The 12,705-nt window shown below is 63.9% G+C and carries 9 protein-coding genes; 6 read left to right on the top strand and 3 right to left on the bottom strand.

The annotated features are described in order from the left end of the window. Nucleotides 1-23: 23 nt before the first annotated feature. The 4 genes from TP2_RS17020 to TP2_RS17005 all read left to right on the top strand — a co-directional run bounded on the left by TP2_RS17020 (nucleotide 24) and on the right by TP2_RS17005 (nucleotide 3,710). The gene (locus tag TP2_RS17020; protein ID WP_038079972.1) at nucleotides 24-1,289 is read left to right on the top strand and encodes an ABC transporter substrate-binding protein; all 1,266 of its coding nucleotides are present in this window, start codon (nucleotides 24-26) and stop codon (nucleotides 1,287-1,289) included. Between the two features lie 66 nt (nucleotides 1,290-1,355). Next, nucleotides 1,356-2,213: an ABC transporter permease gene (locus TP2_RS17015; RefSeq protein WP_038079971.1), complete on the top strand. Its 858-nt coding sequence runs from the start codon at nucleotides 1,356-1,358 to the stop codon at nucleotides 2,211-2,213. 3 nt (nucleotides 2,214-2,216) lie between these two features. After that, nucleotides 2,217-3,053 (top strand): ABC transporter permease, encoded by an 837-nt coding sequence (locus TP2_RS17010; protein WP_038079970.1) that lies wholly within the window; start codon nucleotides 2,217-2,219, stop codon nucleotides 3,051-3,053. A gap of 6 nt (nucleotides 3,054-3,059) precedes the next feature. Further along, nucleotides 3,060-3,710 (top strand): aspartate/glutamate racemase family protein, encoded by a 651-nt coding sequence (locus TP2_RS17005; RefSeq protein ID WP_038079969.1) that lies wholly within the window; start codon nucleotides 3,060-3,062, stop codon nucleotides 3,708-3,710. Between the two features lie 103 nt (nucleotides 3,711-3,813). On the opposite strand, the gene acmB is transcribed toward TP2_RS17005, so the two are convergent. From acmB to TP2_RS18135, 3 genes are all read right to left on the bottom strand, one after another. Continuing rightward, complete coding sequence (gene acmB, locus TP2_RS17000; RefSeq protein WP_084714445.1) at nucleotides 3,814-5,013, bottom strand: methyl acetate hydrolase AcmB; 1,200 nt, start codon at nucleotides 5,011-5,013, stop codon at nucleotides 3,814-3,816. Between the two features lie 96 nt (nucleotides 5,014-5,109). Beyond that, nucleotides 5,110-6,132 carry an AraC family transcriptional regulator gene (locus tag TP2_RS16995; RefSeq protein ID WP_038079968.1) on the bottom strand — a complete coding sequence of 341 codons (1,023 nt, stop codon included), beginning with the start codon at nucleotides 6,130-6,132 and terminating at the stop codon, nucleotides 5,110-5,112. Nucleotides 6,133-6,353: 221 nt separating this feature from the next. After that, nucleotides 6,354-10,952, bottom strand: a complete 4,599-nt coding sequence (locus tag TP2_RS18135) for a fibronectin type III domain-containing protein (protein ID WP_206198358.1) — start codon at nucleotides 10,950-10,952, stop codon at nucleotides 6,354-6,356. Nucleotides 10,953-11,613: 661 nt separating this feature from the next. Between TP2_RS18135 and TP2_RS16985 the strand changes: the two genes are divergently transcribed. Together TP2_RS16985 and TP2_RS16980 are read left to right on the top strand one after the other, a co-directional pair. Beyond that, entirely contained in the window at nucleotides 11,614-12,126 is a 513-nt protein-coding gene (locus tag TP2_RS16985; protein ID WP_038079967.1) for a phage tail protein, read from the top strand. Nucleotides 12,127-12,162: 36 nt separating this feature from the next. After that, on the top strand, nucleotides 12,163-12,702 hold the full coding sequence (locus TP2_RS16980; RefSeq protein ID WP_038079965.1) for a phage tail protein: 540 nt from the start codon (nucleotides 12,163-12,165) through the stop codon (nucleotides 12,700-12,702). Nucleotides 12,703-12,705: the final 3 nt, after the last annotated feature.

The following is a 12,705-nucleotide window of genomic DNA, read 5'->3' as shown; positions in this document are numbered from 1 at the left end:
CTCCAACAGAGGGAAATGTGACAATGTCGAAAGCCGGTTATACCCGCCGCTCGATTCTGAAAACCGGTGCGGCGGCGCTTGGCGCCTCCGCCCTTCCGGCGCCGATGATCTGGGCGCAGGAAATCAAGAACATCACGCTGCGCCAGTTCGGCACGGGCGTGTCGAACCTCAATGACGTGGCCACGAAGGTGAAGGAAGACCTGGGCTTCACGCTCGAGATGACGGCGCTCGATTCCGACGCGGTGACCCAGCGCGCGGCGACCCAGCCCGACAGCTTCGACATCGCCGATATCGAATACTGGATCTGCAAGAAGGTCTGGCCGACCGGAAACCTTCAGGCGATGGATACCTCGAAGATCAAGAATTACGACAAGATCGTCGGTATCTTCAAATCCGGAAAACTGACGCCCGAGAGCGTGATTGCGCAAGGCACCGCGCCTTCGACCGTGGGCTTCGTCGACGGCCCCGGCGGCACGACCTTCGCCGATCACGAAACTGGCTGGATGACGCTGATTCCGACCATCTACAACGCCGATACGCTGGGCATCCGCCCCGACCTGATCGGCCGCCCGATCGAGAGCTGGACCGAACTGCTGAACCCCGAATTCAAGGGCAAGGCCTCGATCCTCGACATCTCCTCGATCGGCATCATGGACATGGCCATGGTCTGCGAGGCGATGGGTGAGATCCAATACGGCGACAAGGGCAACATGACCCGCGAGGAGATCGACAAGACCATGGCGATCTTCACCGAGGCGAAGAAAGCCGGGCAGTTCCGCGCCTTCTGGAAGACCTTCGACGAGTCGGTGAACCTGATGGCCTCCGGCGAGGTGGTGATCCAGTCGATGTGGTCGCCCGCGATCACGGCCGTGAAATCGCGTGGCATTCCCTGCGTCTACCAGCCGCTGAAGGAAGGCTATCGCAGCTGGGGCGGCGGTCTGGGTCTGTCCAAGTCGCTCTCGGGCATGGAGCTCGATGCGGCCTATGACTACATCAACTGGTATCTCTCGGGCTGGGTCGGTGGTTACCTGATGCGTCAGGGCTATTACTCGGCCGTGCCGGAGACCTCGAAGGAATTCATGACCGACAACGAGTGGGGCTACTGGTTCGAGGGCAAGCCCGCGACCGACGTCATCACCAGCCCGACCGGCGACAAGCTGGCCGAGGCCGGCGAGACCCGCGACGGCGGCTCCTTCTACGACCGGATGGGCCATGTCGCGTGCTGGAACGCGGTGATGGACGAGAACCAGTACATGGTCCGCAAGTGGAACGAATTCATCGCGTCGTGATGACCTGACGTGGGGGGCTCCTGGCCCCCCACATTTTCCAATGAAATTCGAGAGGGCAGGATCGCGATGAAAGTGACCCGCGAGACGGTGACGGGATGGTTGCAGGCAGCGCCCCTGACAGTGGTGTTGCTGGGCTTTCTGGTCGCTCCGATCATTACCATCGTGATCGTCAGCTTCTGGCAGGCGACCGAGTTCTCGATCATCCCCGCCTTCAGCCTTGAGAATTACGAATTCCTTTTCGGCTCGCCGGTGACCTACAAAGTCTTCGCCGCGACCTTCAAATACGCGTTCCTGACCTGGGCGATGACACTCGCGATCGGCTTTACGGTCGCCTATTACCTCGCCTTTCATATCCGCAGCCAGACGATGCAGATTGCACTGTTCTTGCTGTGCACGATCCCGTTCTGGACCTCGAACATCATCCGGATGATCTCGTGGATCCCGTTTCTGGGGCGCAACGGGATTGCCAACCAGACCCTGATCTCATGGGGCGTGATCGACCAGCCGCTCGAATGGCTGCTCTATTCCGATTTCTCGGTGATCCTCGCCTTCGTGCATCTCTACACGCTGTTCATGGTGGTCCCGATCTTCAACACGATGATGCGGATCGACCGCAACCTGCTGGAGGCTGCGCGCGACAATGGCGCGAGCGGGTTCCAGACGCTGGTTCATGTGATCATTCCGCTGACCAAACCCGGCATCATGATCGGAACAATCTTCGTGCTGACGCTGGTGATGGGCGATTTCATCACCGTGCGTTTCATGTCCGGCTCGCAGCGTGCCAATGTCGGACGCTTGATCTCCAACGATATCGCCCTGCTGCAATACCCGTCGGCGGCCGCGACGGCGGTGGTACTCTTGTGCACCGTGCTGATCGTGATCGGGATCCTGCTGCGCTTCGTCAACATCCGCAAGGAGCTCTGAGCCATGGAGAAACGTCCGCGCAGCTTCTACGTCCTGAGCGTCTTCTTCGCGCTTTTCGTGCTGTTCCTTTACGGCCCGACGATCACCATCGGCATTCTGAGCTTTCAGGGCCCGGAAGGCGGGCTGACCTTCCCGATGCGGGGGGTGTCGCTCAACTGGTTCCACGAACTGTTCCAGCAACAGGCGGTCGGCGATATCTGGGGCGCGTTCCGTCGCTCCTTCATGCTCGGGCTGATGGTGATGGTCACCACGGTCGTCGTCTCGGTCATGGCGGGCCTTGCCTTTCGCAAGAAGTTTCCGGGCTCAGGCGTGCTGTTCTACCTGACGATCGCCTCGCTCGTGATCCCCTCGATCCTGATCTCGCTGGGGGTGGGTCTGATCTTCAACCAGCTTGGGCTGAAAGTGCATTGGGCAACCTCGGGCTTCGGCTCGCAGCTGACCTGGACGCTGCCCTTCGGTCTTCTGATCATGTTCGCGGTCTTCAATCGGTTTGACAAAAGCTTCGAGGAGGCGGCACGAGATCAGGGCGCCAGCGCCTGGCAGACGATCCGTTTCGTGGTGCTGCCGATCATCGCGCCCTCGCTGATCGGGGTGGCTCTGTTCGGCTTCACGCTGAGCTATGACGAGTTTGCCCGCACTCTGCTGACGGCGGGCAGCTATAACACCCTTCCGCTTGAAATCTTCGGCATGACGACGAATGTGACGACGCCGGTGGTCTATGCGCTCGGCACGCTGACCACGGCCTTTTCGCTGCTGATCATTGGGGCGTTCCTGCTCTCGGCGTGGGTCATGGCGCGGCGGCGTGCGCGGCTGGGGTCGGATGCTGGCAAGGGCGTCTGAACTGCGATGCGGCTTCTCTATATCAATCCCAACTCCACCGCCTCGATGACCGAGCAGATCGTGGGCGTCGCGCGCGCGGCCCTGCCTGAGGCTGAGATCATCGGCTGGACCAATGCGGAAGGTCCGCCTGCGATCGAAGGGCCGGAGGATGGCGCGCGCGCCGTGATCGGGTTGCGCAAGCTCTTGCCCGAGGCGAAGGCGATCGGTGCCGATCTGATCGTGATCGCCTGCTTCGACGATACCGGGCTCGAGGAATTGCGCGCTGCCGCCCATTGCCCGGTGATCGGGATCGGTCAGGCCGCCTATACGATCGGCGCACTGGCTTTCGGGGCGTTCTCGGTGGTGACGACGCTCCCCGTCTCGGTGCCCGTGCTGGAGGAGAATATTGCGCATTACGGGTTCGCAGGCGCATGCATTTCGGTGCGCGCAAGCGGTGTTCCGGTGCTGGCCGTCGAAGACGGATCAGAGCCCGTCCGGGCACGCCTGTCCGAAGAGATTGCCGCCGCCGGGAAAGAGGGCGCCCGTGCGGTCGCCTTGGGCTGTGCGGGCATGGCACATCTGCGCGCTGATCTTTCCGAGCGCACCCGCGTTCCACTGATTGACGGGGTCGTCGCCTCGGCGCAATTGGCGCGCGCCATTCAGGCGAGCCTCGCCTGACCCTCTGGTCGCGGCAGGCGGGTCCCCGTCCAAATCATCGAGCGACTTGAACGGGGGAGACGGAGCCGGACCGGCTCCGTCCGAGTTATCAGTCGCGCGCCCGTCAGCCGCGAGAGAGTGCCTCGTAGATCGCGCTTTCGAACTCCATGTAGCCGCCGAAGGAAAGGGCATCGGCGAAGGGCAGGATTTGGGTCGCCCAATAGCCGCCGACCCCGTTCTTGCGGTCGATCCAGTAATAGCTGTTGGCGAGCCCCGCCCAACCGATTGCGCCCGCCGGGCGGCCCGTGGGGGCCTCTTCCTCGTTGACCATGAAGGTGTAGGACCAGTTCTTGCGCTGGCCGGGGAAGAACTCGGCATCGTTGGACAGGGCCGGGATCACGCCGGGCAGCATCGTCACCTTCTGCGGCGGCACCAGCGCGCCTCTTACCGCCCAATCTACCGTTTCCGGGTTGAGCACGCGCCCCTTCGGCCCGTTCCCGTCATTGAGCCACATCCGGATGAACTTCATGTATTCGGGAACGGTGGCGTGAAGCCCATGGCCGCCCATATCGATCTCGGGATTGTCGGGCAGGGCAAAGTCATCCATCGGGGTCAGGCTGCCATCGGCGCCGCGTGCGTGGATCGTCGCGGTGCGCGCCTTCATCGCGTCCGAGCGGGTGAAGGCGATATCCTCCATGCCGAGCGGATCGAAGACGCGTTCGCGCATCACTTCGCCCAGCCGCTTGCCGCGGACGCCCTCGACCACCTGGCCGAGCCAGTCGATATTGGTGCCGTATTCCCATTTCGTGCCGGGATCGAAGAGAAGCGGTGTCTCGATACAGGCGCGGCTCGCGGTCACGACCGAGGGCTGACCCTGCTCTTCTGCAAGCCGTTTGTAAGTCTCGTTGAAGAAGTCATACCCGAAGCCCCCGGTGTGCAGCATGAGCTGGCGCGTGGTGACATCGCTCTTGGGAGCGCGCAGGCGCGGTGCGCCATCGGCATCGAACCCTTCGATCACTTGTAATTCGCCGATCGCGGGAGCGTATTCCTTCGCGGGTGCATCAAGATCGAGCAGCCCCTCCTCGACGCATTGCAGGGCGGTTGTGCCGGCAATCGCCTTGGTGGTGGAGAAGATGGCGAAGACCGTGTCTTCGGTCATCGGCTCGCCGCCCAGCCGCCGCTCGCCCGCGGCCCCGGAATAGATGTCGCCTTCGCGGTCAGTGACCATGGCGACGACGCCGGGCACGCGCTTTTCACCTTCGGACAGGCCGTTCAGGATCGCATCGCAGCGCGACTTGATATCGGATGTGGTGATGTCTTTCATCGGTTCCTCCCTTGAATGCATCAGGGAGAGAGTGCCGAACTCGATCCGGCCCGACTGTTCGCAATCGGCACGCTCTGTCCGATTTCGGAAAGAAAATCAGCGTCGCGGGGCGGCGCCCTTGAGGCTGCGTGCGCGCGTCTGGGAGGGCAGCTCTCCGAAGCGTGCGCGATAACGTCCGGCCATCGCGCCGAAATTCGAAAAGCCCCAGCTCGCGGCGATCTCGGTCACCGTCTTGTCGCCGGGCTGGGACGCGAGATCGGCGCGCAGCCCTTCGAGCCGACGTGCGGCGAGGAAATCGCGAGGCGCGACGCCCCGAAACTGACGAAATCCGGCCGAGAGCGTGCGGGCCGAGACACCGACGCGCTGTGCAACTTCTCCGATGACCGGGGCTTCGCGGGCCTCCGCGGTCAGGATTTCCTCGGCGCGGCGCACATAGCCCGGCGCGGCGCTGCGTGCGCCATCTTCCAGTTTGAGCCCCGCGGCGGCGGCCCATTGGCGCAGGAGTTCGACGCAGAGCACCTCTTCGATATGGCGCGCGATCGCTGCGTCTGCGGGCACGAGACCCGGGCGCGTCAGTGCGCGCGCCGCGTAATCGAGGAGCGACGGCCAGGCCGTGTCCGGTCCGCCGATCTTGACCCGGCGCGTCCAGAACCGATCATCGGGAACAAAGCCGAACCAGCGTTCCGCCGTATCGGCCATGACCTGATGTGGGATCGTCAGATTAAGCTGCATGTGGTCGGGATCGCCCTCGAGCCAGTATTCCGTACGTGAGCAATCCACGACGAAACTCTCGCCGGCACCGGTCGCGACCGAGCCGCCATCGGTCTGATGATCAAGCGCCCCCCGCAGCGTGTTGAGAACGAGAATATTCCCCGCGTCGGGGTCGAACCGGTCGAGATGGATGCCGGTCCCGTAGGCAAAGCGCGTCATGGTCACGCGCCCGGCCTTGGCCGATATCATCGTCGCATCGGGGCGTGCATGCCGCTCCAGCGGGCGAACGCGATAGGGCATATAGACCGAGGTGCAAAAGTCCTGAACCTCGTCCCAGTCCGTCGAATGGGTGCGACTGTCGTGCTGGATCGGCGCGCCTGCCGCGTCGAGAACCAGGGCATGTTCCATTGAAATCCCGCTCCTCCTCGCGATTTCGTTGACGGTCATCCTAGCACGTAATCTTCGCGATGCGCCTATTTGGTTCGCTGAAACTTTCTTGAACGCGTTCGGCCTTGGGAGCGCGCCTGCCGCGCGACCGGCCCCGGTCTTGTGGCGGGTCCGGGCGTGTCCCCCATGTCCGTCTGGGTGGGGCAGCCCCCACCCAGCTCACTCTCGATCGGCAGCGCCAATCAGAATTGCTTGGACAGTTTCAGCATGATGCTGTTGGTGTGGCTGTTCGACCCCGACGTGTTGCGGATGTCGATGCTCAACCGCATACCGCCTTCGAAGGCGATATTCGTGCCCAGCCCGACCGTCAGCAGGTTCTCATCCGATTGCGGCAGGTTCAGCACATATTGCGAGCCGTTCACCAGATCCGCATAGCTCATCCCCGCGGTGATATCGCGATTGAGAACGCGGTGATATTCCACTCGGAAACTGGGCGAGAGCGTGCCGAAGCTCATCTGCCGGGTGAAGCCGCCGCGCAGCCCCAGATCGAGCTGGGTCGAGCCGAAGCTCTGCCGATCGTAATGCAGGGCATCGGCCGGGTCGTCCGTGCGTTCGGTATAGGCATCGAGATGCCCCGAGATCACCTGCACCCCGGCATAAGGCGAAAGCATCCAGTTATCCTTGTGGAACTCCATGCCTGCGCGGATCTGTCCGAAGATCTGGTCGCCATCGCGTGATCCATAGGCCATGTCAGGCCCGCCCTCGATCGCGCGGCGGCTGTCGAAGCCCAGCGTGCCGTAACCCGCCAGAACGTCGACGAAGCCACGCTCGCCCGTTCGGAACGTGCCGTAGAGCACCGCATTCGTGCTGTGGCCACTCGTCTTGGATCCATCATTGCCGATATCGGAGCGGCCATTTCCATAGCCGACCCCGAAGCCGACGATCGCATTGGCGCTTGGCTGGTAATCGAGCCCCGCACTCAGACCGTCACTGTGGATGTCGAGCACGCCCTCTTTGGTCAGGTTCAGAGTGCCCGCCGTCCAGAGGGCGACTTTCGCGCCGAACAGGTTCTGGGACTCTCCGCTCGTCGAGACGGTCGGGGTGGGTGCGGCTGTACCGCGCGCGGTCCCCCGCCGGTTCGGCGCACCAGGATCATTCGCCGTGCCACCGAAAGGCTCGGGGGTATCGGCAAAGCCCATCGAGCGGGTGATACTGAGAATCCCCAGCCGCGCGCCGAAGCTGTCGCGGGGCCCGTTGCCATCGCGCAGCGCTTCGAGATGCGAGGAGAAGTTCCCGATCTGGGCGCGCGCGAATTGCATCGCCATCGTGTTCTGCGCGGTGATGATCCCGACCACGTCTGGGTCCTGCGTCGGATCGGGGGCGGTCTCGACCAGAACTGTCAGCGTGGCCGTGCCCGGCGCATAGCTGGCATTGCCCGGCGTCGTGCCGGTGATCTGGCAGCTGCCCGCCGCGATCGGCGTGACGAGCGAGCCACTGAGCGTGCAGATCGAGGGCGTCGCGTTGCTCAGCGTCACCGTCAGGCCGGAGCTTGCCGTCGCTGTGGCCGTGATGGGCGCGCTGCCGATCCGCACCGGAGAGCTGACCGGGGCAAAGGTGATCACGTCGGTCTGGCGCGCGACGGTGGCGGTGATCGTGTAGCTCTGCGTGGCGATCCCGTCTGCGGCGGTGACCGCAACGGTGATATTGCTCGCACCCGTTGCCAGCGCGACCGGTGCCGAGGTGCTGCCCGAGGCTGTCGCGTTACCGTTCACGGTGAGGCTCGCGCCGCTATCCGTGGCCGTCGGCGTGACCGTGATCGAACTCGTGCCATAGGGCAGGTCCACCGAATAGGCGGCCGTGCCCGAGCTGAAGCCGGGGCTCAGCGTGCCCTGACTGACTCTCAGTGCCGAGAGCGTCGCGACATTGGACAGATAGGTGAACTGATCCGCGCTGGTGGCGCTCGAGGTGCCGCCCGGCGTGGTCACGCTCAGATGCACCGTTCCCGTGCCCGACGGCGCAGTCGCGGTGATCTGCGTGTCGGAGGCGACGGTGAAGCTGCTCGCGGCCGTTCCCCCGAAGCTGACCGAGGTTGCGCCGGTGAGGTTGCTCCCCGTCAGCGTGACCGATGTGCCGCCGCTCGCCGAGCCCTGTGCCGGGCTGATCGCGGTGATTACGGGGGCCGCGCGCTGGATCGTGATGGTGATCGTGGCGCTCTGGAAACTCGCGACCGGTATGCTGCCGTCATAGCCGCTCACGGTGAAGCTATAGGTGCCATTGGCGGTGGGCGTGCCGCTGATCGAGCCGGTATTCGAGAGCGACAGCCCCGGCGGCAGCGACCCGCTCGCGGGGGTCGGGTCGAAGCTATAGGGGCTGGAGCCGCCCGAGACGCTGAGCGTGGCCGAGTAGCTCGTGCCGACCTGCCCATCCGCCAGCGTCCCCGAAGTCACGGTGAAGCTGGGCGCCGAGACGGTGATCGTGACCGTCGCGGGGGCCGAGGTGCCGGTCGCGTTGGTGCCGGTATAGGTGAAGCTGTCCGAGCCGTGATAATTCGTGACCGGGCTGTAGAAGATCGAGGTGCCGCTCACCTGCGTCGTGCCGTGGCTGGGTCCGGAGGCGACCGCAACCGAACTCGGCGTGCCGTCGGTGAAATTCAGCGGCACGGCATTGTCGACCGACCCATATCCGACGGTCTGGCTCACCGGGTTCGCGGTCGGTGCCGCCAGCGGCGAGACGCTGTTCGACGCACCCGAGGCCGGGCCGGTGCCCGCGGAGTTGGTCGCGGTGACGGTGAAGGTGTAGCTCGTGCCGTTCGTCAGCCCCGTCACCGTGATCGGTGTGCTGGTCCCGGTTCCGGTGAAGCCGCCCGGCGAGGAGGTCGCGGTATAGCTCGTGATCGTCGCGCCGCCATCCGAGGCGGGCGCGGTGAAGCTGACCTGCGCGCTGCTATCGCCCGCCGTCGCGGTGCCGATCGTGGGCGCGCCGGGCACGACCGCGTTCACAGTAAAGCTCTGCGTGACGGTCGGGGCGGGGCCATAGGTGGCATCGCCCGCCTGATCAGCGTCGATCGAACAGGTGCCGGTCGAGGTGAATGTCAGCGTGCCGCCCGAGGTGATCGTGCAGACGCTCGTGGTGGTGGAGGTAAAGCTGACCGTCAGGCCTGACGACGCTGTGGCCGTCACTGTGGGCGTGGTGCCGTAATCCTGCGCGCCGGGATTGGTGAAGGTGATCGTCTGGCTCGCTGTCGGCGTAACGCTGTTCGAGGGTGCCGAGGCCGGGCCCGTGCCCGCGGAGTTGGTCGCGGTGACGGTGAAGGTATAGGCCGTTCCGGCGGTCAGCCCGGTGACCGTGATCGGTGCGCTGGTCCCGGTCCCGGTGAAGCCTCCCGGCGAGGAGGTCGCGGTATAGCTGGTGATCGTCGCGCCGCCATCCGAGGCGGGCGCGGTGAAGCTGACCTGCGCGCTGCTATCGCCCGCCGTCGCGGTGCCGATCGTGGGCGCGCCGGGCACGACCGCGTTCACAGTAAAGCTCTGCGTGACGGTCGGGGCGGGGCCATAGGTGGCATCGCCCGCCTGATCAGCGTCGATCGAACAGGTGCCGGTCGAGGTGAATGTCAGCGTGCCGCCCGAGGTGATCGTGCAGACGCTCGTGGTGGTGGAGGTAAAGCTGACCGTCAGGCCTGACGACGCTGTGGCCGTCACTGTGGGCGTGGTGCCGTAATCCTGCGCGCCGGGATTGGTGAAGGTGATCGTCTGGCTCGCTGTCGGCGTAACGCTGTTCGAGGGTGCCGAGGCCGGGCCCGTGCCCGCGGAGTTGGTCGCGGTGACGGTGAAGGTATAGGCCGTTCCGGCGGTCAGCCCGGTGACCGTGATCGGTGCGCTGGTCCCGGTCCCGGTGAAGCCTCCCGGCGAGGAGGTCGCGGTATAGCTGGTGATCGTCGCGCCGCCATCCGAGGCGGGCGCGGTGAAGCTGACCTGCGCGCTGCTATCGCCCGCCGTAGCAGAGCCGATCGTGGGCGCGCCGGGCACGACCGCGTTCACGGTAAAGCTCTGTGTGACGGTCGAGGCGGCCTGATAGGTGCCATCGCCCGCCTGATCGGCCTTGATCGTGCAGGTGCCCGCCGCGACGAAGCTCAGCGTGCCGCCCGAGGTGATCGTGCAGACGTTCGTCGTGGAAGACGAGAAACTGACCGTCAGGCCCGAGGACGCTGTGGCCGTCAATGTCGGCGAGGTGCCGTAGGTCTGCGCACCCGGATTGGCGAAGGTAATCGTCTGCGCGGCTTTCGGGGTCACCGCATTCGAGGGGCTCGAGGCCGGGCTCGTGCCGATGGAATTCGTCGCGGTGACGGTGAAGGTGTAGCTGGTGCCGTTGGTCAGCCCGTTCACCGTGATCGGAGAGGTGGCGCTCGTGCCGGTCAGCCCGCCCGGCGAGGAGGTCGCGGTATAGCTGGTGATCGGGTCGCCGCCATCCGAGGTAGGGGGTGAAAAGCTGACCTGCGCGCTGCTATCGCCCGCCGTGGCCGAAACAGTCGTCGGTGCGTCCGGAGCGGTCGCGGGCGGCGGGAAGGTGAAGGTGACGGTGTAGGTGGCATCGGTTGTGCTGTTGCCGCCAGATGAGATGCCCGCCGCATAATAGAAAGGGACACTGAAGCCGCTGGCCACATAGGTCGTCGGGGGCGTGTCCAAAGTAACCGTGTAGGTGTCGTAAACGTACGAACCGCCGCTGCCCACGTTAGGATCCCACACCCAGGTGTCAGGGTTGATCGTGATCACCGCCCCGGAGGCCGGATCCGAATAGGTTTTTGGAGTTGTACTATTGCCAGCCGAGATGGGTTGGGCCGTCATCGGGGATAGGTTTGCGTCGCGATTAATGGCGTCGAAAAGGCCCCAGCGGACATCGTCGCATTCACCACTTACGTTGAGCTTCTTACTGGAGCTGTCCATCAACAGCGTCGTGCCGGAGCCGCAGGCGGCCAGTGAAGCACTTGCCCCGGCGGCCGCCAGAAGCACGCCTGCCAGAAGCCGCAGGATGAAAATCCGCAGAATATAAATTCGCGTTATGCGAGAAATTCGATTGAATGCCTGACCGGCGGCGCATGTGATGCGGCCGCGCGGCGTCGATGCCCTGAACATATCTTGTCGTCCCCACTGAAATCACAGTGTAGCTCGGACACATCGGTGAAAATCGTCAGAGAATCCCCTTGGGGCAATCAGTAAAATAATGCGCGAGTTCCTGTTCCCTTCCTGGGACGCTACGCCTCGGCATGATTTCCGTCAATGTTTCTTATGTTTTGTTCCCCGCGCAAGAGGTGAGAGGGGGTGCGGCCGTGACAGCAAAGATGCAGTGGTGCGGCGCAGAGATATTGGCCAGAACATGTCAGGCGCGAAAGAACGGCTTCCCATAATGAGAGAATGTCAATGCGGCAAATCAACACAAAGTTGTACATTGCTGCATGGGATTCACACCCGTAACGTCGCCTTAGAGGAGAGTTGAGGGGATACTCCAATGGAACCATTACTGGGTATGATCATGCCCGTTGCTTTCGATTTTGCGCCGAGAAACTGGGCGCTGTGCAACGGTCAGTTGATGAGCATCGCGCAATATTCCGCGCTGTTTTCACTCTTGGGGAACGAATTTGGCGGCGACGGGCGCACGAGCTTTGCACTCCCCGATCTGCGGGGGCGCAGTCCGCGCGGTGCTCCGATCCAGACGCGAGCACAACAAGCGGGTAGCGAGACGGTGACGCTCACCGAAACCACGATGCCCAGCCATAGTCATCCCTTTGTAGCCTCTCAACTGGCGATCGCGGGGCGCGCGCCGATTGCGCCGGACAATAAGGTGATCGCCTCGGGCAACATTCCGGCCGGGACCCTCTATGGAAGTGTCGAGGCGCCGGTCGCTCTGGCGCAGACGAATATCGGTCACACAGGCGGCGGCAACGCGCATCCCAATATGCAGCCGTCCCTCTGCGTCAATTACATCATCGCCCTCCAGGGCATCTTCCCGCAGCGCTCGTAAGGCGCGACGGATCAGCCTGAACGGAGAGGAAAAAACATGGAACCCTTCATCGGACAGATCATGCTGTTTGCCTTCCCGCGGACGCCGCAGGGATGGATCAGCTGTCAGGGGCAATTATTGGCGATCAACCAGTATCAGATGCTGTTTGCGCTCATCGGGACGTTTTACGGCGGGGATGGCACCACGACCTTCGCGGTGCCGGACCTGCGCGGGCGTATCCCGCTCGGAATGGGGCAAGGACCGGGGCTCTCGGTCTACAAGCTGGGCGACAAGGTCGGGATGGAGGCCGTCGCGCTTACGGATGCCGAGATGCCCTCGCATTCGCACGCGATTCAAGCGGCGAGCCAGAACCCGGCCGCCAACGCCACGGCCGTTCCCGGCCCGGATGTCGAGTTCGCCACCGCGGGCGGAAGCGACGTCACGCGCTATTCGGCTCAGCCCGGCGGTACGCCCGTGACGCTGAACCCCGCTTCGATCGGCTTGAGTGGCTCAGCGCACCCGCACCAGAACATGATGCCGACGACGGTGATGAACTATTGCATCGCCTATGACGGTATTTTCCCGCCGCGCTCCTGAGCG

Origin of the sequence: Thioclava pacifica DSM 10166 (genome assembly GCF_000714535.1) — a bacterium.
Classification (GTDB): domain Bacteria; phylum Pseudomonadota; class Alphaproteobacteria; order Rhodobacterales; family Rhodobacteraceae; genus Thioclava; species Thioclava pacifica.
This window is presented reverse-complemented; position numbering and strand designations above follow the sequence as displayed.